The sequence below is a fragment of the Carboxylicivirga mesophila genome, assembly GCF_018271975.1.
GTDB classification, from domain to species: domain Bacteria; phylum Bacteroidota; class Bacteroidia; order Bacteroidales; family Marinilabiliaceae; genus Carboxylicivirga; species Carboxylicivirga mesophila.
In genome coordinates, this window is record NZ_JAGUCN010000023.1 from 57,103 (window position 1) to 81,165 (window position 24,063).

18 protein-coding genes are annotated in these 24,063 nt (G+C 41.5%); 12 read left to right on the top strand and 6 right to left on the bottom strand.

The annotated features are described in order from the left end of the window. Positions 1–79: 79 nt before the first annotated feature. The 10 genes from KEM09_RS17475 to KEM09_RS17520 all read left to right on the top strand — a co-directional run bounded on the left by KEM09_RS17475 (position 80) and on the right by KEM09_RS17520 (position 11,610). Complete coding sequence (locus KEM09_RS17475) at positions 80–850, top strand: amidohydrolase (protein ID WP_212230248.1); 771 nt, start codon at positions 80–82, stop codon at positions 848–850. A gap of 97 nt (positions 851–947) precedes the next feature. Continuing rightward, positions 948–1,190: a hypothetical protein gene (locus KEM09_RS17480; protein ID WP_212230249.1), complete on the top strand. Its 243-nt coding sequence runs from the start codon at positions 948–950 to the stop codon at positions 1,188–1,190. A 111-nt stretch (positions 1,191–1,301) separates the two neighbouring features. Then, entirely contained in the window at positions 1,302–1,931 is a 630-nt protein-coding gene (locus tag KEM09_RS17485) for an energy transducer TonB (RefSeq protein ID WP_212230250.1), read from the top strand. 643 nt (positions 1,932–2,574) lie between these two features. After that, complete coding sequence (gene pta / locus KEM09_RS17490) at positions 2,575–3,579, top strand: phosphate acetyltransferase (protein WP_212230251.1); 1,005 nt, start codon at positions 2,575–2,577, stop codon at positions 3,577–3,579. An 86-nt stretch (positions 3,580–3,665) separates the two neighbouring features. After that, positions 3,666–4,649, top strand: coding sequence for a 3-hydroxyacyl-CoA dehydrogenase family protein (locus tag KEM09_RS17495; RefSeq protein ID WP_212192616.1), 984 nt, complete (start codon positions 3,666–3,668; stop codon positions 4,647–4,649). 59 nt (positions 4,650–4,708) lie between these two features. After that, the gene (locus KEM09_RS17500; RefSeq protein ID WP_212230252.1) at positions 4,709–5,926 is read left to right on the top strand and encodes an acetate kinase; all 1,218 of its coding nucleotides are present in this window, start codon (positions 4,709–4,711) and stop codon (positions 5,924–5,926) included. A 32-nt stretch (positions 5,927–5,958) separates the two neighbouring features. Next, a complete protein-coding gene (locus tag KEM09_RS17505; RefSeq protein WP_212230253.1) occupies positions 5,959–6,855 on the top strand; it encodes a bifunctional enoyl-CoA hydratase/phosphate acetyltransferase in 897 nt (298 codons plus the stop codon). A gap of 91 nt (positions 6,856–6,946) precedes the next feature. Further along, complete coding sequence (gene buk / locus KEM09_RS17510) at positions 6,947–8,023, top strand: butyrate kinase (protein WP_212230254.1); 1,077 nt, start codon at positions 6,947–6,949, stop codon at positions 8,021–8,023. A 77-nt stretch (positions 8,024–8,100) separates the two neighbouring features. Next, a complete protein-coding gene (locus tag KEM09_RS17515; protein WP_212230257.1) occupies positions 8,101–9,384 on the top strand; it encodes a cation:proton antiporter domain-containing protein in 1,284 nt (427 codons plus the stop codon). A 60-nt stretch (positions 9,385–9,444) separates the two neighbouring features. Then, the gene (locus tag KEM09_RS17520; RefSeq protein ID WP_212230259.1) at positions 9,445–11,610 is read left to right on the top strand and encodes a T9SS type A sorting domain-containing protein; all 2,166 of its coding nucleotides are present in this window, start codon (positions 9,445–9,447) and stop codon (positions 11,608–11,610) included. Between the two features lie 38 nt (positions 11,611–11,648). Here the strand turns inward: KEM09_RS17520 and KEM09_RS17525 are convergent, their stop codons facing one another. From KEM09_RS17525 to KEM09_RS17545, 5 genes are read right to left on the bottom strand one after another with little or no spacing between them, the layout of a single operon-like run. Beyond that, positions 11,649–12,608 (bottom strand): DUF4465 domain-containing protein, encoded by a 960-nt coding sequence (locus tag KEM09_RS17525; protein WP_212230261.1) that lies wholly within the window; start codon positions 12,606–12,608, stop codon positions 11,649–11,651. Position 12,609: 1 nt separating this feature from the next. After that, a complete protein-coding gene (locus tag KEM09_RS17530) occupies positions 12,610–14,028 on the bottom strand; it encodes a redoxin domain-containing protein (RefSeq protein WP_212230263.1) in 1,419 nt (472 codons plus the stop codon). Then, positions 14,025–14,930 (bottom strand): glycosyltransferase family 2 protein, encoded by a 906-nt coding sequence (locus KEM09_RS17535; RefSeq protein ID WP_212230264.1) that lies wholly within the window; start codon positions 14,928–14,930, stop codon positions 14,025–14,027. Before KEM09_RS17535 ends, KEM09_RS17530 begins: the two co-directional genes overlap by 4 nt. 3 nt (positions 14,931–14,933) lie before the next feature. Next, the gene (locus KEM09_RS17540; protein ID WP_212230265.1) at positions 14,934–16,712 is read right to left on the bottom strand and encodes an aminopeptidase P family protein; all 1,779 of its coding nucleotides are present in this window, start codon (positions 16,710–16,712) and stop codon (positions 14,934–14,936) included. A gap of 4 nt (positions 16,713–16,716) precedes the next feature. Next, positions 16,717–17,787: a DUF4097 family beta strand repeat-containing protein gene (locus tag KEM09_RS17545; RefSeq protein ID WP_212230266.1), complete on the bottom strand. Its 1,071-nt coding sequence runs from the start codon at positions 17,785–17,787 to the stop codon at positions 16,717–16,719. Positions 17,788–17,996: 209 nt separating this feature from the next. Between KEM09_RS17545 and KEM09_RS17550 the strand changes: the two genes are divergently transcribed. Then, positions 17,997–20,042, top strand: coding sequence for a TonB-dependent receptor (locus tag KEM09_RS17550; protein ID WP_212230267.1), 2,046 nt, complete (start codon positions 17,997–17,999; stop codon positions 20,040–20,042). A 146-nt stretch (positions 20,043–20,188) separates the two neighbouring features. On the opposite strand, the gene KEM09_RS17555 is transcribed toward KEM09_RS17550, so the two are convergent. Next, on the bottom strand, positions 20,189–22,024 hold the full coding sequence (locus tag KEM09_RS17555) for a peptidase U32 family protein (RefSeq protein ID WP_212230268.1): 1,836 nt from the start codon (positions 22,022–22,024) through the stop codon (positions 20,189–20,191). A gap of 123 nt (positions 22,025–22,147) precedes the next feature. Here KEM09_RS17555 and KEM09_RS17560 point away from each other — a divergent pair, with 123 nt between their 5' ends. Further along, entirely contained in the window at positions 22,148–23,926 is a 1,779-nt protein-coding gene (locus KEM09_RS17560; RefSeq protein WP_212230269.1) for an SLC13 family permease, read from the top strand. Positions 23,927–24,063 lie beyond the last annotated feature (137 nt).

Sequence of the window (24,063 nt, forward strand, 5' to 3'; positions counted from 1 at the left end):
TGAGAAATAAACAAAGTAGCCATTTGAATAATTAATGATGAAGCCTTATACTTGTGATAGATGTAGAAAAGACAAATTGATGAACATAAAAATTGCACTGCTGCAGTTTGATATTGCATGGGAGGATACCGGTTATAACCTGAAATATTTGACAAAGGCATTAATGAATCTGGAAGAAGACACAGATGTGCTTATTCTTCCGGAGATGTTTCATTGCGGGTTTAGTATGGCGCCGGAAAATAATGATCAAGTTGATGGTGGCGAGGTGCTTGAGTGGATGAAGAATACGGCAAATGAACTTGGTATTGCCATAATGGGCAGTGCGATAGTGCAAGTTCAAAATAAATACTTCAATCGGTTGTATGTGGTTCATGATGGCACTGTTAATTGGTACGATAAAAGGCATCTTTTTACAATGGGAGAAGAGCACATGCACTATCAACGTGGCTTGGAGCGTTTGATAATAGAAGTTAAGGGCTGGCGTATTTGTCCGCTTATTTGCTACGACTTGCGCTTTCCGGTTTGGAGTCGAAATACAGGTCATTATTATGATGTGTTGGTTTATGTAGCAAATTGGCCAGCTGCAAGACGCGATGTGTGGAATACCCTCTTGAAAGCTAGAGCGATTGAGAACCAATCATATGTGATAGGCGTTAATAGAATAGGGAAAGATAATCAACTTGAATATGCTGGCGATAGCCAGGCCATAAATGCACGGGGTCAGGTGGCCCTTAACTGTGGGGATCAGGAAGGTTTGTTTTATGTAATTTTGAACAGGGTTGAACTTGATGTTTTTCGAACTAAGTTCCCTGTCCTTGGTGATGCAGATGAATTTAGTTTAAATCCTTGAATTTCATTTTGAAATTTCAATGTGGTTTTATTTTGAAAGAACAATGAATTAATATTAACTTTAATTATCTCTTAGTATACTATTAAATATAACTGGTATGAAAACATTGAATGTATATGTGCCTGACGAAAAAATAAAGTTTATGCGTGAACTCTTTGATAACTTAGGTTTGGATTGGAGTTTTGGCAGAACTATTGATGCTGAAATGAATGATCTTCCGGAGCGTCCATCGCCATACGAACTAGATGAGGAGGCACGTAAAAAGGCAGCAAAGGTGCGTGAAGAAAGTCTGAAAGATGTAATTAGTCGCATCGAAGAGATGCGAAAGGGTAGAACTTAAAATAAGCTTCTTCTTTTATTGTTTATGGTATAATTATTGCTATTCTAAAAGGCAAGATAGCAGCTTGTAATCAGAGTTGTTGCATCAAATTATAACCTTAAATTCAGAAGCATGCGTATTACTATCAAATTTCGTTTGATTGGCACATTGTTGCTAATCGGTTTCTTGGGTATTGCTCAAGAATATGTTGCGGATCTTAACGTTTATACCACGGTGGACAAAATGCCTCGACTAAAAGGGGCAGGAAATGATATAAGTCGGTTTATTCGTAAGCAGGTTAATTATTCCGATAACCTAAAGATAAAAGGTATAGAGGGGGATGTTTGGGTAAGCTTTGTGGTAACTGCAAGTGGCGAAGTAACCCAGGTTGAGCTCGAGAAGGGTATCGATAAAGAGCTGGATACGCGAGTAATAGAAGCTATAAAAGCAACCGAAGAATGGAAGCCTGGGGTATTGAATAAGGAAAAGGTAAACACCAAAATGCGACTGCCGGTTAGGTTTCAATTATCTAGTGGTGAAAGGCAATTGGCAGGCAACATCAAATCATTAGAAGTATTGGGTAAGCATCCTTTATTTGTTTTGGATAATAAAATCGTTGACGGATTGGTCGCTATTGAAGATTATAATGTGGAATCTATTCGCATAATAAAAGGAGATAAGGCTATCAAGCTATATGGCGATAAGGCGGTTGATGGAGTTGTTGTTATGACTTCAAAGAGAGGTACACCTCCGTTGTATTAGTAGTACATGCCTGTTACAAGCCATAACAACATGATATATAAATCAAAAGGAATTAATAGACCTATTAACTCCTTTTGATTTAAGCAAAGATGATATTTCTGATTAAGCTCTATTATTCAGTGTTTTTTGTTACGATATAATCTTATTCATAAATAGAGGCGTGATGCCTGATGTCTATTTTACGTTTGATTAACTCTTTCTTTCTTCCAAATAAAAGGAAAAGCAATTATCTTTGTGTTCTCCTTCAAAAGCTGATTAGTTAATAAATCCAACGATTATTGAAACTATTGCACTCTGTTTGTAAAGTGCGTAGGTAGTTTTGGCATGTATGGCGTCTTTTAATATAAAGGCGCAAAGATGTTATGAGCTGCATTTTGGTTGTTAGCCTGTGTGTTTCGTATGATGAACTTACGATTTGTAAGTTGGCTTGCAATTTTTCACCAATAATGACGCTCTGTTTGTTGATTTAAAGGAAGTAAATGGAAAATTAAATGATAATATGAAACTTCCTGAAATTGGCATTGAAAATAGCCTGCTATTTTCTGTTTTTAAACATCTTAATTAAATGATAAAAGACATGTAAATAATGCGAATTTCACCGTAGATTTGCAGCAAATTGATAATTATAACATTTAAAGACGAAATGGAATTTATTGAGCAACTTAAACAACGAGCAAGCGAAAACAAGAAACGAATTGTTTTGCCTGAAGGTTTGGAAGAGCGCACATTGCGTGCAGCTAATACTATTTTAACCGAAGGTTTTGCTGATGTTATCCTTATTGGTAATCCGCAAAAGGTAAATGAAGCAGCTGCTGGTTTTGGTTTGGAAAATATTGATAAAGCTACAGTTGTTGATCCTGAAAACCATGAAAAAATGGATGCTTATGCTGACATGATGGTTGAGATAAGAAAAAACAAAGGGATGACAAAAGAACAGGCGCTTGAGTTAATCAAAAATCCATTGTTTTTAGCTGTTATGATGATTAAAGCCGGAGATGCCGATGGTGAAGTGGCCGGAGCTGATAATGCAACTGGTGATGTGTTGCGTCCTGCTTTTCAGTATGTGAAAACAGCTCCCGGTATTAGCGTGGTTTCCGGAGCGTTTATCATGATTTTGAAAGATAAAGAGTTTGGTGAGGATGGCATGATGGTGTTTGCCGACTGTGCTGTTCATCCTAATCCAACTGCTGAAGAACTGGCTGAAATTGCAGTGGCAACAGGTCGTACAACGCGAGCAATTGCCGGTTTCGAACCTAAAATTGCCATGTTGAGCTTCTCAACAAAAGGCTCAGCTAAGCACGAAATGGTTGACAAAGTAGCAACTGCTACTGAATTGGCAAAACAAATGGCTCCTGATCTAAAAATTGACGGTGAGCTTCAATCAGATGCGGCAATTATACCTGCCATTGGCCAAAAGAAGGCGCCTGGTTCAGAGATAGCTGGTCAGGCTAATGTATTGGTATTCCCAACACTTGAAACAGGTAATATAGCCTACAAATTGGTTCAGCGTATGGCTCATGCTGAAGCTATAGGACCTGTCTTACAAGGTATGGCTGCGCCAATTAACGACTTATCGCGTGGTTGTTCGGTGAGTGATATTGTTAACCTTGTTGCCATTACCGCTAATCAGGCTGCAGGAAATATGTAATAAGAAGGCCGGTTTTAACCGGCTTTTGTTTTTTTTGAGTGCAAGTACATAATATAAAAACCATTAGGAAATAAAAAAACGGATAGATGGCTGAAATTCTTGTAGAACCTATTGAGCAATATGCATTAGGTCAGAAGAAAAAAGGGAAAACATTGTTTTCAAAAGTTGGCGTTGTAGGATGTGGAAAGGAAGGGCAAAATATTGCTCGCATCGCCAGCTGGCATGGAATGGAAGTTGTTTTTATTGAGTTGAATGAGGAAAAAATTACTTCAGCTCTTGACAACATCGGAAAAGAATTAGATAGCAGAATTGAAAACTGGGGCTTAACAGTTAGTGAAAAACGTGCTATCATGAGCCGAATCAAAGGATCGACAGATTTCAATGATTTGGCAGACTGCGATTTTGTAATTGAGGCAATCAGAGCTGACGAAAAAACTGGAGTTCGCAGTATTGATGCCCGTAAAGAAGTATTCAGAAAAGTAGAGGCAGTGGTAGCCCGCGATGCTATTATTGCTACAAATGCCACTACAATTGTTGTTACAGAGTTGGCATCTGAATTACAATTCCGCGAGAGATGTGCCAGCCTGCACTTCTTTGTAACGTCGCCAGAAGCACGTATCATCGAAGTTGTAAAAGGTTTATATACTTCAGATGAGGTGTATGAGCGTGTTTGCACGTTTGTAAAGCTAATTAATCGCGATGTAATACCTGTTGAAGAATCAGCTGGTATTGTTAGTGTTCGATTATATGTCACCTTGCTTAATGAGGCTTGTGCTACCTTAATGGAAGGTGTGGCTACCATGCGCGATATTGATAAAACCATGGAAATAGGTTTAGGTATGCGCTTAGGTCCTTTCAAAGCAGCTGATGTGATTGGTTTAGATAAAGTTGTTCGTTGGATGGAGAACTTGCATGAAGAGTTTGGTAACCAGAAGTTTGCACCTTCGCCATTGGTTCGTCGTTTGGTGCGTGCCAAGCGTTTGGGTAGTCATGTAGGTGTAGGTTTTTATCGTTATGATCAGGAAGGAAACATCCTGGACGACGAAACGATATTGAGTAAGAAAGCCTAATTAAGTAAAAACATTAACGAACAAGATGGTGAGTACATCATCAAAAAGAAATTAGCAAAATGAAAATTTTAGTATTGAACTGTGGTAGTTCATCTATTAAATATCAACTGTTCAACATGGCCGAGAGTGATTGGGGTGTGTTGGCAGCAGGTGTAGTTGAGAAAATTGGTCTGAAAGGATCTTTTCTGAAACACCAGAAGGAAGGTAATGAAAAGGTGTTGTTGGAAGGTGAGATATTAGATCACCAAACCGGTATTGACTATATCCTTGGCGTATTGGTGAGCGAGCGTCATGGGTGTATTAAATCACTCGAAGAGATTGATGCTGTTGGGCACCGTGTGGTTCACGGTGGTGAGGAGTTTAATTCAAGTGTATTCATTACCAATGATGTAGTGCGTAAAATGGAAGAGTGTATCGACCTTGCACCATTGCACAACCCACCAAACCTAAAGGGTATTGAGGCCATTACGCAGCTATTGCCAAGCGTTCCTCAGTGTGGTGTGTTCGATACGGCTTTCCACCAAACAATGCCTAAGGAGGCCTATATGTATGCTATTCCTCAGTCATTGTATAAGAAGTACGGAATTCGTCGCTATGGTTTCCATGGTACCAGTCACCGTTATGTATCAAAGCGTGCATGCGAAATTTTAGGTGTTGATTACAAATCTCAGAAGATTATTTCATGTCACCTGGGTAATGGTGCTTCAATTTGCGCTATCAAAAACGGTGAATCAGTAGATACCTCTATGGGATTCACACCGCTTGAGGGCTTAGTAATGGGTACGCGTGCAGGTGACCTTGACCTTGGGGCAGTTACATACATTATGGATAAAGAGTTGATTGGTACACGCTCTGCAAGTGTGCTGTTTAACAAGCATAGTGGAATGTTAGGCCTAACTGGTATCTCTTCGGATATGCGTGAGATTGAAAGCGCTGCTTCTGAAGGACATGATGGTGCTTTACTAGGACTGAAAATATACGATTACCGTATCAAGAAGTACATTGGCTCTTATGCTGCTGCTATGGGAGGTGTTGATGTGATTATTTTCACTGGAGGAATTGGTGAAAATGGCGACAGTACCCGTGCCGGCATTTGCGAAGGATTGGAGTTTTTAGGTGTAGAAGTAGATCCAGCTAAAAACAAAGGTATGCGTGGAGAAGAGCAGGTGATTAGCCCGGATAATGCCAAGGTAAAAGTGATGGTGGTGCCAACTAATGAAGAGTTGGTAATTGCTCAGGATACCAAGGCTATTGTCGAAGAATTGGCTAACCGCTAACAGGTTGACTAAATCTTTAGATCCAATATAAAATGTTTAAATCCTTATCAGATCTTCAAAAGCTTATTGAAAAAAATAAGGTTAAGAAGAAGCTAGCTCTTGCAGTTTCGCAAGATTCACACTCTTTAGAGGCTGTGCATGCAGCCTTTAAGGCAGGTATTATCGAGCCCATTTTAATCGGTTCCCGTCCTGATACCGAGCGTATCATTGATGAGAAAGGTTTTGATTTTAATGGTGCTACATTTATTCATGAGCCCGATGATGTAAAATCAGTTGAATTGGCCGTGCGTATGGTGCACGATCATAAGGCAGATATCTTGATGAAAGGTAAAGTGGCTACTCCTGTGCTGTTAAAAGGAGTGCTTAACAAGGAGTGGGGATTGCGTACAGGTAGTTTGCTGTCGCATTTTGCACTTTTTGAGGTAGATACCTATCATAAGTTAATTGCTGTTACTGATGTTGCGATGAATATTGCTCCTAACTTAAAGGATAAGATAGGCATCGTTAATAACTCAGTGGGTTATATGAATAAAATGGGTATTGCCAAACCTAAGGTGGCAGTACTTGGCGCGATTGAGATGGTGAATGAAAGCATGCAGGCAACTCTGGATGCAGCTTTGCTGTCAAAAATGAATCAGCGCGACCAGATTAAAAACTGTATCATTGATGGTCCATTGGCCTTTGATAATGCGGTAAGCTTCGAAAGTGCCAAGCATAAAGGCATTAAAAGCGAGGTGGCCGGAGATACAGATTTGTTATTAATGCCTGATATTGAGGTAGGTAATGTATTGTATAAAACGTTGGTATTCTTTGCAAAAGCTAAGGTGGCCTCTGTAATACTTGGCGCATCGGCTCCAATTGTACTTACCTCGCGAAGTGATTCTGAAGAGTCTAAATACAATAGTATACTATTAGCCGCAATGGGCTAATGGAAAGCACCCGGTCTGCTCCTCAGGCCGGGTGTTTATAAAATATACGTTAATAATTTTGTGAAAAATCCCAATTAGTAAAAAGCAAACTATGGACAAGAAGAAAATCCTTGTTATTAATCCAGGTTCCACATCAACTAAAATAGCAGTGTACTGTGGAGATAAGTCTGTTTTTCTAAAAACATTAAGACATTCGGCTGAAGAAATAGGTCAGTTTGAAGATATCGCTTCTCAGTTTGAGTTCAGAAAAGAAACAATTGTGAAAGAGCTTTTAGAGGCAGATATTGAAATTGATGATTTTGATGCCATTGTTGGTCGTGGTGGAATGGTTAAGCCTATTGCATCAGGTGTGTATGAAGTGAATGAAGCGTTAAAAGCTGACCTGAGAAAGGGTGTGTTAGGACAGCATGCCAGTAACTTAGGAGGTTTAATAGCTGATGATTTAGCTAAGAATATTGAAGGTGCACGTGCTTTTATTGCCGATCCGGTTGTGGTGGATGAGTTGCAAGATGTTGCACGTGTAACGGGTCACCCTGAAATGCCACGCCGTTCAATCTTCCATGCCTTAAATCAAAAGGCTGTAGCTAAGCGCTTTGCAAAAGAGGTTGAGAAGAAGTACGAAGACATCAATGTGATTGTTGCTCACCTTGGAGGAGGTATCTCCGTTGGTGCTCACCTGCGCGGAAAAGTAGTAGATGTAAACAATGCATTGGACGGATACGGACCCTTCTCTCCAGAAAGAGCAGGAACACTGCCAACAGGTGCATTGATTGATGCTTGCTATAGTGGAAAATACACCTATGAGGAAATGCGCAAGATTGTGAATGGTAAAGGTGGATTGGTTGCTCACTTGGGTACTAATCAGGCACATGAGGTAGAAAAGAAAGCCGCAGAAGGAGAGCCTCACTATAAGCTGATTCACTCGGCTATGTCATACCAGATTGGTAAAACAATTGGTGGTTGCGCTGCAGTTTTGAAAGGTGATGTTGACGGCATCATTGTTACCGGTGGTATTGCTTACGATAAGCTGGTGATTGAATACCTGAAGGATATGGTTGGCTGGATTGCTCCGGTAAAAGTTTATCCTGGTGAGGATGAGATGCAGGCATTGGCTGAAAATGGCTGGGCTGTATTAAACGGAGAAGTAGAATGCAAAATATACGAATAGTACATTAGTGACTATATAGTGAATCCCGTTCTGGCAGAGCGGGATTTTTTTTATCTTCACCGTTCGTAATATTGTCTATGGGAGAATTGAGTGCGTATTATCTGGTAATAGGAGCAGCCATCATCATTATTGTATCATATTTGTACAACATATTGGCTCAAAAGACCAACATACCCAGTGTCATCTTACTGATTGTATCGGGCTATCTGGCAAAAGAGTTTCTGGGCTTTGAGTTTAACGAAGATGAATGGTTCTTACCGCTCGAAGTATTGGGGATTGTTGGATTAATACTAATCGTGCTGGAGGCGGCTCTGGATTTGGAACTAAGGCGGAAAAAGCTGCGGTTGATTGGCTTATCAGGTCTTATAGCTGCTTTGTCTTTATTCTTTAATACCTTTTTTCTTGCCATTGGCATCAGGTATTTTATTGGTAACCTGGATATGCTTACAGCTGTTATTTATGCAATTCCATTGGCTATAACCAGCAGTGCTATTGTTATTCCGAGTGTTACCCGCCTGGAGCGGGCTAAGCGAGAATTTTTGATTTATGAGAGTACCATATCCGATATTTTGGGTATCATGTTTTTTTATCTGCTTGTCGAAAACCTGGATACCAATGGCGCTACAGAGGTAGGGTTTAATGTGATTACGACAATAGGAGGCACCTTAATTTTAAGTGTTGTTCTTTCATATGCCATGATAATTGCCTTTCAAAGAATAAAATCGGATGTTAAGCTATTTCTCTTTTTTGCAGTGCTCATTCTGTTTTATGCCATTGGTAAGCTTTTTCACTTATCATCATTGCTTATGATTTTGGTGTTTGGTTTGGTATTGGAGAACAGAATGCTGTTTTTCAGCGGCTTTTTGCGTAAGTACCTGTACGAAGAAAATGTGAAACGTGTGCTTGTCGATTTTAAGCTGCTTACGCGTGAGAGTTCCTTTGTGGTTCGTACATTTTTCTTCTTCATTTTAGGTATGTCAATCACGTTGGCTGGTGTTTTTGTGCCAGATATATTGCTGCTTACACTGTATTTTATAGTCGGGATGTTTGCTTTTCGATGGCTGCTTTTTAAGCTCATTTTTAAACGTGATTTCTTTCCTCAGTTTTTGATCGCCCCGCGTGGACTCATATCTATATTATTGTTTTTTGCTATACCCAAAGAGTTTAGGATTAATGAGTTTGAATTAGGTATTTTATTATTGTCCATAGTAGTAACAAGCCTATTTATGGCATGGGCTTTGGTACTTAACGGCATAGGCAGATATGGTCGAATGAAGCGTTATATATCCATCTTGCACGCTGTACAAAAAGGCAGGGGCATGATTAACAGAAAAACAAAGGATAGAGAGAATGCTGCTTAGCAGCAGGGATAGGTACAATAATTTGTGTAACTTTTGGCAATTGTTTTTGTAAGAAACACTATGGTTAAACAACTATTAATAATCGTTTTGGGGTTAATCTCCGTAAATGTTTGGTCGCAAATTTCACATGGTGGTCAACCCATGTTGTTAAATGAGCAGGTAGAACCAATTAGTTTAATGCCTGCAAGGACGGCCATGGCTTCTCAGGTTCAATCAAGAGAACAGGGCAAATTGCCGTTGCGATTTGCAGAGGCTATTTACACTAATTTTACACCTCAGAATAGTGGCCAATGGGAAGTGTCTGCTACTGGTTACAATGTTTGGCGTTTGGCTATTAAGTCGGAAGGAGCAAAAAGTCTTAATTTGATTTTCGACAAGTTTTGTTTGTTTGATGATGATAAGTTATTTGTTTATAATCCGCAGAGAAGTCATGTTTTAGGAGCTTTCACAAAAGAAAATAATAAACCATCGAAAATATTTGCAGTGGCTCCGGTAGCAGGTGATGAGCTAATAGTGGAGTTGCAAACAAAGAACGCAGTTGATTTTCCTTTTGAGCTGGAGGTAAGTGCAGTTAATCACGATTTTTTAGGTGTACATAAATACCTTAAAAGAAAAAGCGATTTTGGCGATTCAGGGCTGTGTAATATTAATGCTTCTTGTGAAAGTATTTGTTCGGATGAAATAAGACGATCGGTGTGTAAAATTATCAGCGATGGCGTATATCTGTGTTCTGGAACCATGCTTAATAGTTCTGTTGAGGAGGGAAATCCTTTGTTTTTGACAGCAGGACATTGTACCACTAATACATCTGGAGTGCCTTTTGACTATACGGCCCAAACAATTATTTTCTTTTTCAACTATGAATCATTTAGTTGCGAGCCGGTTGTGAATGGTGTTGATGCACAAACCGTATCTGGAGCCGAATTATTAGCCTACGTTGAAAACATGGATTTTGCTCTTTTACAAATGGGTGAAACACCTAAAGATAATTATCGTCCGTATCTGGCAGGCTGGACACGAGCCGAAAACATTGATAATACTGTATTTTCAGTACATCATCCCCAGGGTGATGTGAAAAAAATTGCCGTCTCGGCGGCAGCACCAGTAAATGCTACCTATAATGCGAAATCATATGGAGACGTGTCATTTCTTGAGAATATCCACTGGCAGATAGCTCTTTGGGATAGGGGTGTAACAGAAGGTGGTTCATCAGGTTCCGGATTGTTTACCGAAGATCAGCTTTTTATTGGTAATCTTTCAGGAGGTGAAGCGTATTGTGGAAACCCTTATAATGATTATTACGTCCGGTTTAATCAGGCATGGAACTATAATAGTGAAAAAAACAAAAGTTTGGTGCAATGGCTGTCGCCCGATGATGTAAACAGAACACAAATGATTGGGCGGGAGCTATCCAGCTACAAACGTGTTTCTCATTTAAATAATGAGCGAACAGCAAATGTTCTATACGATAATAAGTTTATAGGAAGTTGGTCGGGGCATAACGAACGTGGTTACACAGCGTATGCCAGTTCATTTTATGATGTTGAAAGTGCAACAATAAGTGGTGTTTATCTTGTTCCCGCAAAAGTCGAAAGTTCAAGCCAGACTATTAACGTAACTATTTGGGATAATAATAATGGCAAGCCGGGTGATGTATTGTGGAGTCAGGAAAATATTCAATTAAACAGTGTGTATGAAAATAGTGAGACGTTGATAGAATTGGCTGTCCCACTGGAGCTGAACAATGCATTTTTTGCAGGGATTGAGCTCTCTTACTCTGCGAGTGTTGATACTTTTGGCATCTATATGAGTGATTTATCTGCAGAGGAGGGTCTTAATCGTGCATATATTAGGCAGTCAGATGGTCAATGGGTCGCATTTAGCGATGTTCACTCGTCGGGAAAAAAAGCCAGCTACTGGGTTGATGTTTTAGCGGCAGATCCTGTATTTGTAAGTGTTGGGGATAAACCGACGTCTATAAAAAGAAACTATGTGAATATTCTTAATCATCCCATCAAAAACAGAACCATACAGTTTAATTCAGATGTAAAGGATTTAAGGACTGTTGACGTTTATGCCCTCAATGGGCAGGTTGTTAAGACTTACGTTATTCAGAATCCTGCAAAGGATGCTTTCTCAGTGCACGGCATACCGCAGGGTGTTTACCTTTTGAAATTTAGTTCTTCCACCGAAGTAATTGTCAAGAAGGTGCTGATTGTGGACTAAGCAGTGTTCAGAATTTCATATTTGGACTATTGGTTGGTTTATTCAATAATCTTCAGGTTATCGAGGCAGAAATACATGGGCAGACTAAATGTTTCATCAGCATCGCGGGATGACCTGAGCTCAAACTTCAATTGATGAATGGCCCCAAGTGATGTCAAATCTACTTGTTCCCATTCCGAAATAAGGTATTTATCGGCTGTTAACTCAGGACGATAATCAGCCAGGAGAAATTCAACAGGTCCGGATATCTTTGCACCATTTTGGTCTAAACCGCTAATGCTTAATAAATAATAGTCTTTGCCTTCTTTCTTATTAAATCCGGATTGCATTGTTAGGTAGCTGCGAGTGGCATTGTTTACTTCAATGCTTCTGACTACATGAGCATTTCCATCGTTAAATGTAACAGGGAATGATTTATCTGCCTGCTGCTTATAAATCATAAATATGTCAGAGTCATCGGCCCCAGAACCGGCATATACGCTAAACTCATTCTTTTCGGTGGCATCAGTTTTATTGGTATTGTCACTTAACGCAAAACCGCCCCAATCAGCAGGTGACGCTGCATCATAGTCGCAGGTATAGCGTATGTATTTAAACTGGTGGAAGCCATCTTCGGGCTGATTGAAGTAGCCATCATCATTTAAGTTGTCAAACTCTTCAAAACTGTTAATGTCCAATGAGTTTACGCTTATATTCATGGCATCTTCACCGTATGGTGTAACAACGCTAAATGCAAGCAGATAGGTGCCAAGTGGCCTGTTCTCAAAGGTGTATATCTTTTCATTTTCTATGGTCACATCATTTTCGGACCATGTGTACTCCGAATCAATATCATAGGTTATTTTGGGTTCGATATATTCAACGCTATCGGTATCAAAATCGAAACCGCCGTCAGGTATTTGCAGGAATATTTCCGGTGCAGGTATCACCTTCTCATTGTTCTGACAGGCTGATAATGTAATGATTGATAGAAGAACGCTATATAGGTACTTGTACATGCTATTTCAATTTAAAGTGGTGGTCCAGAAAACCGGGTATCTGCTCACTGCCAATGCGTTTGGCAAGAATTTTTTTATTCTTATCAAGGATGTAGATGACAGGTGTGCTGTAAATGTCGTAATTATTTCTGAAATTACTTCTGTTGTATGGATCATAGAGGTGAATCCATTCGTGTAATTGGTGTTCGTTGATAAAGTTTACCCAGGGCTCTTTCTCCCACTGGGTATAAACGGCAACTATTTTAATATCCTGGTTGGCGTATTTTTTCCAGACTTCTTCATAGAGCTTTGGTATTTCTTTTTCACAATGGCCACACTCGGGCTCCCAAAATACAAGAATGGTAATATCGGCACGTATCTCGCTCAAACGATAAAACTCTTCGGTATTGGACTGCATCTTAAAGTCAGCAGCTGTGTGCCCAAGTATATTTGGCTTAATCTTATCAACCCGTTCTCGTAGATTTTTTAGAAACTCCTCATCTACCCAGTCAGCTCTGCCACTTAAGTAGTAGGCTTCTCCCAGCGAAACCAACACAGCATCCATCCCCATTATTTTACTTTCGTTAGCCCGGTTAAACAGGTGCTGAATCAGGTATTTTTCCATGTCGTAGTTGCCGTTAGCCATGGCTATTACGCGGTGAGATTCTTTAATAATAGTATCGGGTAGTTGCAGCAGCACATTGTCAAAATAGTTATCGAGCTTATTGGTGAAAAACGGGGTGCGTAAGATGCGCGGATCATCCATTTGCATATTGTCGAAATAGTGCGCTTTATAATAGTCGTAGCGCATGCGTTGAACCACCGAATCAGGATTAGAACTTCCATTTGGAGCTGTCATCTGAGGTACTTCAATTTCCTGTGTAGCTTTTAAGAAGATACTCAAGAAGCTGTTGGGGTGCTGGCTGGTTATTTCCTCATATTTTGCTTTCACATCAGCCGACAGGGCGTTGATTTGCTGTTGCAGCTTTGCTTTGGTAGCAGCATCCGGGTTAACCTTTAACTGCTCTTGCACAGGGGCAGCCTCCTTTTGTTTAGTCACCAGAAATTGCTGGTAATTTAAAAAATCGGCACTTTCCGCACTCCCTTCAATGGTCATGTTATTCAACAAGTCGCTTTTGCTGGTGTGAACGTTAAATTGCTGATCGCTACCAATTAGCAAGTCAAAATAGGTTCTGTCTTCAAGGTAAACTATATACAGTCCTTCCTCGAGTTTCTCATCGCCTTCAAAAAGGTAGTTTCCTTTCGGACTGATGTATGCTGTATCTTTAACCAGCATCTTTTTATTAAAGTAATATCCCAGTATTAATGTAGAGTCGCTATAATCAGCAATGTTAACAGTAATGCTATGGCCGTCGTTTGAGGCCTTTGCAAAAGGACTGATAAGTATGGAGAATACGATTATTAAAACAAAACTTCTCATTTGCGTTCTTTTAAATAGATGGTTGAAAGATAGCCTAACTTATATAAATCATACAAATACAGGTTGGGAGATATGGAATTTAAATTTTTCTCAATGGCATGTTTAAAACCCTGATAAGTATGTGCTAATAGCCTAAGCAGGCCCATGCGTTTACTTATTGAGAAGAACTTTAATAGTTTGATGCGTTTGTACATTAACTCTGCGTATTCTGTTTTGTGCTGTAACAGGAAGAGCAATGTATCAATTCGTTGGCGTGATTTTAAAATAAACTCGCTATTGTTCTCAAGTCCTGTATGTATTACATTATTATCAATGTGTTTGATAAGAATGGATTTACTCTCCAGTTCAATGCCCATCATGGTGTCTTCGTGGCCCGAGCGTTTAATCGCTTCATCAAAGCGAAATAAATCAAATAGTTGTTTTTTGACCAGAAAATTGTTGGACATGAAACTTTTATTGGGGAATAGTGCACGTTGATTGGCACTAAAATCTTCCCTCACTCTGCCCACTTTCCATCGTAACGACTTATCGGGTGAGGGAAGGTGTTGAGGGTGCACACGACCGCCACAAAGTATCATTTGCTTGCCAATATGGTCCTTATAGGTAGCCAGATAATTATGGGGCAATTCCGAGTCGCTGTCGATAAAGAGTAAGTTGTCAAAAGCGGCATCTGCTGCCATCTGGTTGCGAATGGTGGCACAACCCCTATTTTCACTTAGCTCCTTATAAGCTACTTTTGGCAGGTGAGCAATTGCCCGGTTTTGTGTTAGCGTAGATTCGGCTGAACCATCGTCATAAATCAATATTTCAATGGCCAACTGAATATCATTTGCTTGTTGAAGCAATGCCTCAACCAACTCTCTCACATCAACATTATATACCGGGATACAAATACTCAGCATCTGTTACAAAGGCTTTGTGCTGTTCTTCAGCCATTCTTTTTCTTCGCCATACAGAAGTGGCGAGATAAGGTCATACACTTTCTGATGATAGTTATTGAGCCATGTTTTTTCCTGAACTGTTAATAGTTCAGTGTTAATGGCCCGTTTATCAACCGGACATAATGTCAAGGTTTCAAACTTTAGGAAGCTACCAAAATCGGTGTCCCTATCTTTTAGTGTTAAAATCAGGTTCTCAATGCGAATACCATGCTTTCCTGATTTGTATATGCCCGGTTCGTTTGATGAAATCATCCCATCTTTAATCTCCACGCCATTATCTTGCGGACGGATGCTCTGTGGGCCCTCGTGCACACATAAGAAGTGACCAATGCCATGACCGGTGCCATGCCCGTAATTAATACCTTGCTGCCACATGGCCTGACGGGCGAGTATATCGAGGTGAACACCTCTGGTGCCTGTTGGGAAAACGGCCATATCCAGACCTATATTACCTTTCAGTACCAGTGTGAAATCAGTTTTTTCTTCATCAGTGAGTGGGCCCAGGGCAACGGTTCGGGTAATGTCTGTTGTGCCTTCAAGGTATTGACCACCTGAATCGATGAGAAATAAACCCTTGGGCTGGAGCTCTGCAGCCGATTCTTCCTGAACAGCGTAATGCACGATGGCGCCATTGCCGGCATATCCGCTGATGGTGTTAAATGAATCACCGTGGTAATTGGGTTGCTCTGCTCTGAACGCACTTAGCCGGGCAGCAGCCGAATATTCTGTTATGGTTTCTTTACCAATGGTGTTATCGAGCCAGCACAGAAACTTTGTCATCGCAACACCATCTTTTACCATGGCTTTTCTGAAGTTCTCAATCTCCACTTCGTTCTTTTGCGCTTTCAGATTGGTAACAATGCTGGTTGTTTCAATTTTTGTGCTTTGCTGCGGTAATGAGCTGTATACGGTACTATTGGTTCTGTTAGGATCTACAATTACCTTGGCTAAAGGCGGCATGTCCTTTATAAAATTATAAAAATCATTGTAGATGAATATTTTGATATCCTCTTCCGATAGTTGCTTACCAATGCTGGAGGTAAGCTTATGAGGGTCAATAAACAGGTTAACATGATTATGCGACACTACCAGGTAGGCATGAAACACCGGATTGTATTGCACATCCTGTCCTCTGAAGTTAAGCAGCCAGGCCACCTCGTCAAGTGTTGTGATAATATAGTGTGTGGCTCCCTGTGCTTTCATTCGCCGACGCACTTCCGCTATTTTTTCTGTTCGGGACAGGCCAGTGTACTCGGTACCCAATTCAAAAATACCATCTTCAGGCATCAGTGGGCGTGCTTCCCAAATATCATCTTCCATAAATAGCTTGGCATCCAATCGTATGTCAGCTTTCTTCAGGAGCTTGGCCAGCGAACGGAGCTCATTAACGGTCATGGTTTTTCCATTAACACCAACCACTGCACCGGCATTTAGGTTCTCGGTCAGCCAGTCTTTATAGTCCGGCACACCTTCTGTACCCATGCGATACAACTCCATACCTGAATCTTCCAGTTGTTGTTCTGCCTGAAGAAAGTAGCGAGAGTCGGTCCACAGACCCGCTTCTTCGTTGGTAACCACCACCGTTCCGGCCGAACCGGTAAAGCCCGACAGCCATTCTCTGAATTTCCAGTGTGATGAAGGGTACTCACTTAAATGCGGATCGGCACTTGTAATAATACAGGCATCAACTCCAAGAGTAGCCATGTGATTTCTGAGTTTAAATAAGCGATCGGGCGTAGACATGTAGCTAGTTTTTTATCGTTATGGATGCATCTTCATTAAATAATATCAGGTTGGCCTGCGGTGTTTCCGTTTCTCCAATTGTACCGGAAAACGACACCGTACCATTCTCTTTGTAGAGCAGTAAATCCTGGGGGCTAGGATGGGTAAATGAGCCATTCGTTACTGCACCATTTAAAAGGTAAGTAAGTTCTGAAGGGAGAGTAAGTGTGGTTTTTGCTCTCTTATTTGAAATGGTAACTTCCTTCACTGATTGACAGGCTTCAACCAGCAGCTGGCCTCGTTCCAACTCACAAAACAGATAGTTCGACAGACCTTTGACTTTGCCAATAAATTGTGAACCTTTCAGGCTTAAGCTATCCACCTGATTAATGGTGAGTCTATCGGTTGAAGTTTGCAATTCCATGACAGAAACATTGGTGATGCCTGCCATGCAATAATTGGTTTTGCCCTTCAGTTTTTGCCCATTATTAATGTTAAGGGTACAATTGTTTAAATTGGCCTTTATCTCACCAAAATTATCAATCAGTCCCTCGGTAAATGCTAAGTCCAGCTGAAGCAATTTGTCCGGAGCTATTTGTGTCAATTCCAGGTTGCCATAGCTGTGTTTGAGCCTGATGGTGCCGCTGATGCTGTCAATCTTCACATCACCAATGGAGTTGTTGATGTCAAGGTTTAACCGGGCCGGAATTTTAATGCGGTAATTAATGGTGAAGGGGTAGTTCGAAAAGAAATCTTCCGAGAAAGTGGTTTTGAGATGGCTGGTGCGATTGTATCGCCGGTCTTCAAAAGACACAAGAGACAGAAACTCCTCCAGGTTACTCTCATACCTTGTTTCCATGTTCACCGTAATATCCACCTGTATGGTTTCTTCTTCCCACGATGACACATAAACAAAGCCATGCTTGTTGGTCACCTTTAGCTCATCAATGTTTGTGGCATCAAAATCCTTTTTAACGACGTGGGTTCTTCCTGGTGTCTTTGTTATAACGGTGGAGTCATTTGCTTCGTCCTGAGCACTTAGGCTATAGAGGCCAAACAAGTTAAAGCAGAGCATATAGATGAATAGAGATCTCATGTTGTTATTTTATTGTTGAAACAGCGGTGAATCCTAAAGGTTCGCACTGAACTATATTGACAAAAATAAGTTAATATGATGGGGCTAAAATAAGCAAAATAGCACGGCTATAAAAATCTGCAAAGAGATTGTCGGAAAAGGCTTCTGCAAACATTATCAGGCTCTATATTATTATACCTTTGCGGCGATTTTAATTTTAAATAGTATAAATGAAAACAAGTAATTTTTTTAAACAACAAAATCTTTGCTTTAAGCATTGGAATGGAGAAAAGTATGCCGTTTTTAACAGCATTAAGAAAGTGGTAAAAATAGGGGCTTTATGCGCAGCTTACTTTTCTATTTTTGGTTATCAGCAAACATTTGCACAAATTGATACTGCATCGATAAATAAAAAAATAAATCTGGAAGAGGTCGAGGTATCGGCTCGTCGCACAACATCGGTTTATTCTGAAGTAGGGCGTGTACTCCATGTTATCTCACGTAAGGAGATAGAAGAACTGCCGGTTTACAGTGTACAGGATTTACTCAGATATGCGATGAATGTGGATGTGCGTCAGCGCGGCCCACTTGGAATTCAGGCGGATGTGAGTATTCGAGGAGGATCATTCGACCAGGTCATGATCCTTTTTAATGGCATCAATGTTACCGATCCACAAACCGGCCATTTGAGCCTTAACCTGCCCGTTGATATGCAAAGTATTGAACGTGTTGAAATACTTGAGGGACCGGGAGCCCGCGTGTATGGTCCCGGTGCTTTTAGTGGTGCTATCAACTTTGTTATCGGCACTAAAACTCAGGATAATCTGACTGTTAATGTGCTAGGCGGCCAGCATGGTTTGTACAATGCCTCGGCCAATGCCACAGTAAAAACAGGTCAGTTAAAAAACTACATTGCAGCCAATAAAGCCGGTAGCGATGGGTATATCGATAATACCGATTTTAAAAATCACAGCCTTTTCTATCAGGGGCAGCTGGATTTCGGAAAAGAACAACTGGACTTTCAGTTGGGCTACAACGATAAAGCTTTTGGAGCCAATGCCTTCTATACCCCAAAATACCCCAATCAATTTGAACAGAATAAAACAACTTTTGCCTCGGTAAAGCTAAGCTCTGGTGAAACTGTTAAGATATCACCCGCCCTTTACTGGCGCCGTCATCAGGATCGCTTTGAGCTATTCAGAGATAACCCGGCCAGCTGGTACACCACGCATAATTATCACCTTACCGATGTGTTTGGCGGCAGCTTTAATGCTGTTATTCCATGGGCTTTGGGTAAAACTTCGGTAGGCGGAGAGGTGCGTAGCGAAAATGTGTGGAGTAACGTGCTGGGCTACGACATGAAATCGCCCATTGATGTGCCCGGCGAAGATGCCCAATTCACCAAATCGTTTCATCGCACCAATGTGTCCACTTTTGTGGAGCATGTTTATAACTACCAAAAACTATCAGTATCGGCAGGGGTGTTGATGAACTGGAATTCATCACTGGGGTTTGGTGTTGACTTCTTTCCGGGAGTGGATGTGAGTTACTGGCTCACTGATGCGCTGAAGGTATACGGTAGCGCCAATAAAACACTGCGCCTGCCTACTTTCACCGATTTGTTTTATGCCGGACCAACCAACTTGGGTAACCCGGACCTGAAACCGGAAGAGGCACTGACTTTTGAAGGGGGGCTGAAAGTGGTTAACAGTTGGCTGAGTGGTCAGACGAGCCTTTATTATCGCGAAGCCGATAACCTGATTGACTGGGGCCGCCTTGATGGCGAAGAAAAATACCAGACGCGTAATTTGTCCGAGATGAGTTCGTGGGGGTTTCAGGCACAAGGAAAGGTGAATGTAAGCGAGCTGATTGGCCGCAATCCCCTTAAGAGTATTGAATTGGGATATGCCTACATCGACCAGGATAAAAATGTGCCGGACGAGTATGAGTCGGTATATGTAATGGATTACCTGAAGCACAAATTTAATGCGGCTGCTAATATCACCATATACAAGCAACTGGGGGCCGTTATTAATGTTACTTACCAGGATAGGGAAGGCGAGTACATTAGCTTTGTGGATGGCTCCTACGAGGAAGTGCCGACTGAATATGCGCCTTTCTGGCTGGCTGATTTGCGCCTGCAATGGTCTGCTCCCCGCTACAAGGTATTTGTGGATGCCACCAACGTATTTGACCAGCAGTATTACGATTTGGGAAATGTTGTACAGCCCGGACGCTGGGTGCGAGCCGGTGTGCAGCTGAACCTTAATCTTTAATAGACAGTTAGGAATAAAATATAGAAACCCATCCGGCCACTGGTCTGGTGGGTTTTTTGTGTCCTGCAGTTGGCAGCACCATTTCCGCGCGTGCGAATGTGTTCCCGCTACTTGCAGGAAGGTTTTTCAAATGTTTGAGGTGTCTGCTATTTCGCTTTTTTAATGATCATCTCGCAGTTTTTGCAATCAAACTCCAGCAAGTAGCTGTCCTTATCGTTGTATAGGGTAAGTGGCAGAAGTCGACGGGCCTCAGGATGCTCTTTCAGGCATTGGTTATTCATATACAGCAAGCAATGACGGGTGCGCATAAGTTCCGCATTTGATGTGTTGGCCTGCTTCTCAAAACCCCAGTCGCTATTGGTTACGCCATGTCGGGCATAAAACTGTTGAGCTTTCTGGTTGATGATGTTGGCGGTAAAATTGAGTTCGCTTTTGGGGAATGGTACACTATTAGGATGCATGGCTCGTTCTTTGGCTTTAAAGTGCGCCTGGCGTTTTTGCAGATGGCATTCAATTAACTCCCGGCGCAGCCCATTAAGGTCTTTCGTCTTAAAAAACCAGTTGTTTTTCAGATTGATATGCACATTATCGGCCTCAAATATGGTGGAGCCTAGTTTAGCTATTTGTGTTTGTATCTGCTCCAGCGCCCGTTCCGGATTATTGGCCATTTGTGCATCCAATGACCTGGTGATGGACGACTCAAGGCCGTCGGTATCTTTTATGGATAAGGTAAAGCCATTATCGTTTTCACTCAAAATAATGTTGACCTTAATCTTCCGTTGGGTGGTGTTGTTATTGACACTGTCGGTAAATGCCTTGTCGAAATTACGAAACAGGTTCATGCCTTGTCGTATGCCCTTCATGCTGTTGGGGTAAACCTTATTACCCTCCGTGCGGTTAACTTTTAAGCCCGTAAGCTCCTTCTTTTTGGTGTAAAACGACAGTCCATCCCCATTATTAATGGAGGTGTTGCCCACAATCGTAAAATGGTCTTTTCCCACCTGCATCACCTTGCCAATCTGTTCGCCCCTGTTTTTAGGCGAATCAATGGACCAGATGCCAGTTGAACGGCCATTGATAAAGTAGCTGGTAAAGCCTCTGTTAAAGCTTTTTCCAACTTCGGGAGTGTAACTCGCAATACTTGTTCCTGACGATGCACGCACCACATCATTGCGGCGCTTAATAATGTCGTCGAGCATTTGCCGGTAATGCGCCGTTACATTAGCCACATAATCTTTGTCTTTCAGGCGCCCTTCAATTTTAAAGGAGGAGATACCTGCATTAACCAGCTGCTCCAGGTGCCCCGACAGGTTCAGGTCTTTCAGCGACAGTAAGTGCTTATCATGGTACAACTCTTCACCGTTTCGTGTTTTTAAACTGTACTTAAGCCGGCATGGCTGGGCACACTCACCCCGGTTGGCACTGCGCTTGTTAATGGCCGCGCTCATGTAGCATTGGCCACTGTAGCATACACACAGCGCCCCATGAATAAAATATTCCAGGGGAACAGTTGTAGCCTGGCGGATGGTCTCTATTTCGTTGCTCGAAAGTTCACGGGCCAGTACAACCTGGTCAAAACCCACATCCTCCAGGAACTTAACTTTATCGAGACTGCGGTTATCTGTTTGTGTGCTGGCATGGATGGGTATGGGTGGTAAATCTGTTTCCAGGAGGCCCATATCCTGTATGATGAGCGCATCGGCACCAAGTTGATATACCTGATGAGCCAACTCATTGGCAGCCTGCAGCTCATTATCAAACAATAGCGTATTAAGTGCAATATATACTTTCACACCAAACAGGTGGGCATAACTTATGAGCTGTTCAATGTCGTCAAGTGAGTTGCCGGCATTTTTACGGGCCCCAAAACCCGGACCGCCTATGTATACGGCATCGGCACCATGGTCAATGGCTGCTTTACCGCATTCAAGATTCTTTGCAGGAGAAAGGAGTTCGATGGTTCTGACTGGGGCTGTGTTCATTGATTTTTGTTTAGCTTAATAAGCGATCGGATTAGTAAATTAAGTATTAATTTATATTTTTGTTTGTGCTCTTGGCGCCGATTTGGTGACAAAAATAGCACATTTATTTGACGCTTATAACAGATGCCGTACATCGACGTAATAGTTGTTTTTGTAGTAATTGCTTTTATCCTCATATCCTTGTATCGCGAATGGATGGGGGCGGCTTTTACATTTTTTATCGCTGTAATGGTGCTGGGAATTTTCAAGATTCTCACACCCGCCGAAATTCTCGAAGGCTTTGCCAACGAGCAGATTGCCGTGATTATCATGCTGTTGTTGCTGGGCGATGCCATTCGGCAGACCTCTGTTATTGAAATATTCTTTTCTAAAATTTTTCCAGCATCATCCAGTTATAAAGGCTTTTTAGCCCGTATGATGATTTGGGTGGGTGGATTCTCTGCTTTCTTGAATAATACGCCTTTGGTGGCTGTGATGATGCCATACGTGCATCAGTGGAGCCAACGAAATAATATATCATCATCCAAGTTGCTGATTCCTTTATCTTATGCCGCTATCTTAGGAGGTTGTGTAACGCTCATTGGCACTTCAACTAACCTGATTGTGAGCGGTATGGTGGCCGACCAGGATATTATTCCGGATATGCCAGCGCTGGAAATGTTTGATTTTGTATGGGTGGGTTTACCAATGCTGGTTATTGGCTTTTTATATTTATACTTCTTTAGTTACAAACTGCTGCCAGATAGGAAGACGGCTATCGATACCTATATTAAAAACGATCGTAAGTTTTTGGTTGAAGCAGTGGTGAAAAGAGGCTCAAAACTCATAGGTCTTACCATTGCCGAGGCTGATATGAAGAATGAAAACGGATTACTGCTTATAGAGGTGATTCGCGATAATCACCTGATCAGTCTCATTGATGATAACTTTGTGCTGCAGGAAGGTGATTTATTGCGCTTTGCGGGTGATAATAATGAAGTAGTTAACTTGCTATCGGAAACGAGCGAATTGATGTTGCCTTCAGTAGGCATGATGTCGAAGCTGAAACGCTCGCAGGTGGTTGAGATCGTTATTTCTCACAACAGTACCCTGATTTCAAAGCAGGTGAGGGATATTTATTTCAGAGGTAAATATGATTCTGCTTTGTTGGCCATTCACCGTAATGGTGAGCGCATTGTTGGTAAAATTGATGACCTCAAGCTAAAGGCAGGAGATGTTCTGTTGCTCCTGGCTGGCGATAACTTTACCAGCCGCATCCAGAATGACATTGATTTCTATGTTATTTCAAAGGTTAAGGAGTTACGTAAACCTGAGCGCTATAAGATTTGGGTACTCTTTGGCGGTACGCTCATGGCCATATTCCTGGCTGCCGTTAAGCTGGTGCCGCTGTTTATTGGTTTGCTGATAGTGTTGGCCGCCATCAATATCTTAAAGGTTGTATCGGCCAAGGATTTACCAAAAAATATTGACTATAACCTGGGGGTAATCATTGCGCTGTCGCTGGCCTTGGGTACTGCCATGATGAAAACAGGTGTGGCAGCGATGATAGCTAACTTGATTATTTCTGTGTTTATGCCACTGGGACGCATATCGATGTTGCTGGGCATATTTATGATAACTTCGGTGCTGGCTGCTTACATCACCAATAAAGCAGCAGTGGCCATTGTTTTTCCGATATCGATTACTGCAGCTAAAAATTTGGGGCTTGATCCGATGCCATTTGTGCTGGTGGTTTCTTTTGCTGCTGCAGCCAATTTTATCACGCCTATTGGCTATCAAACTAACCTGATGGTCTACGGTCCGGGTGGTTATAATTTCAAGGACTTCTTCAAGATTGGTCTTCCGCTTACCATTATTTATATGTTTGTAACAGTGGCTGTATTAAGCTATATGTACTTCTAGGTAAACTTTCATTACAGACCGATTAACAATGTAAAAAACATTGAAACGCCTATATGATATGCAATCCCGCCGGGATTGTTATTAATAGGGTAGGCTTATTATTTCTATAAATATTCAACTTCTCCGAAGTTGTTTTA

Excerpts from the sequence above, each read along its gene's own strand:
- KEM09_RS17475 (WP_212230248.1), top strand. The coding sequence starts at position 80 with ATGAACATAAAAATTGCACTGCTGCAGTTTGATATTGCATGGGAGGAT.
- KEM09_RS17480 (WP_212230249.1), top strand. The coding sequence starts at position 948 with ATGAAAACATTGAATGTATATGTGCCTGACGAAAAAATAAAGTTTATG.
- KEM09_RS17485 (WP_212230250.1), top strand. The coding sequence starts at position 1,302 with ATGCGTATTACTATCAAATTTCGTTTGATTGGCACATTGTTGCTAATC.
- pta (WP_212230251.1), top strand. The coding sequence starts at position 2,575 with ATGGAATTTATTGAGCAACTTAAACAACGAGCAAGCGAAAACAAGAAA.
- KEM09_RS17495 (WP_212192616.1), top strand. The coding sequence starts at position 3,666 with ATGGCTGAAATTCTTGTAGAACCTATTGAGCAATATGCATTAGGTCAG.
- KEM09_RS17500 (WP_212230252.1), top strand. The coding sequence starts at position 4,709 with ATGAAAATTTTAGTATTGAACTGTGGTAGTTCATCTATTAAATATCAA.
- KEM09_RS17505 (WP_212230253.1), top strand. The coding sequence starts at position 5,959 with ATGTTTAAATCCTTATCAGATCTTCAAAAGCTTATTGAAAAAAATAAG.
- buk (WP_212230254.1), top strand. The coding sequence starts at position 6,947 with ATGGACAAGAAGAAAATCCTTGTTATTAATCCAGGTTCCACATCAACT.
- KEM09_RS17515 (WP_212230257.1), top strand. The coding sequence starts at position 8,101 with ATGGGAGAATTGAGTGCGTATTATCTGGTAATAGGAGCAGCCATCATC.
- KEM09_RS17520 (WP_212230259.1), top strand. The coding sequence starts at position 9,445 with ATGGTTAAACAACTATTAATAATCGTTTTGGGGTTAATCTCCGTAAAT.
- KEM09_RS17525 (WP_212230261.1), bottom strand. The coding sequence starts at position 12,608 with ATGTACAAGTACCTATATAGCGTTCTTCTATCAATCATTACATTATCA.
- KEM09_RS17530 (WP_212230263.1), bottom strand. The coding sequence starts at position 14,028 with ATGAGAAGTTTTGTTTTAATAATCGTATTCTCCATACTTATCAGTCCT.
- KEM09_RS17535 (WP_212230264.1), bottom strand. The coding sequence starts at position 14,930 with ATGCTGAGTATTTGTATCCCGGTATATAATGTTGATGTGAGAGAGTTG.
- KEM09_RS17540 (WP_212230265.1), bottom strand. The coding sequence starts at position 16,712 with ATGTCTACGCCCGATCGCTTATTTAAACTCAGAAATCACATGGCTACT.
- KEM09_RS17545 (WP_212230266.1), bottom strand. The coding sequence starts at position 17,787 with ATGAGATCTCTATTCATCTATATGCTCTGCTTTAACTTGTTTGGCCTC.
- KEM09_RS17550 (WP_212230267.1), top strand. The coding sequence starts at position 17,997 with ATGAAAACAAGTAATTTTTTTAAACAACAAAATCTTTGCTTTAAGCAT.
- KEM09_RS17555 (WP_212230268.1), bottom strand. The coding sequence starts at position 22,024 with ATGAACACAGCCCCAGTCAGAACCATCGAACTCCTTTCTCCTGCAAAG.
- KEM09_RS17560 (WP_212230269.1), top strand. The coding sequence starts at position 22,148 with ATGCCGTACATCGACGTAATAGTTGTTTTTGTAGTAATTGCTTTTATC.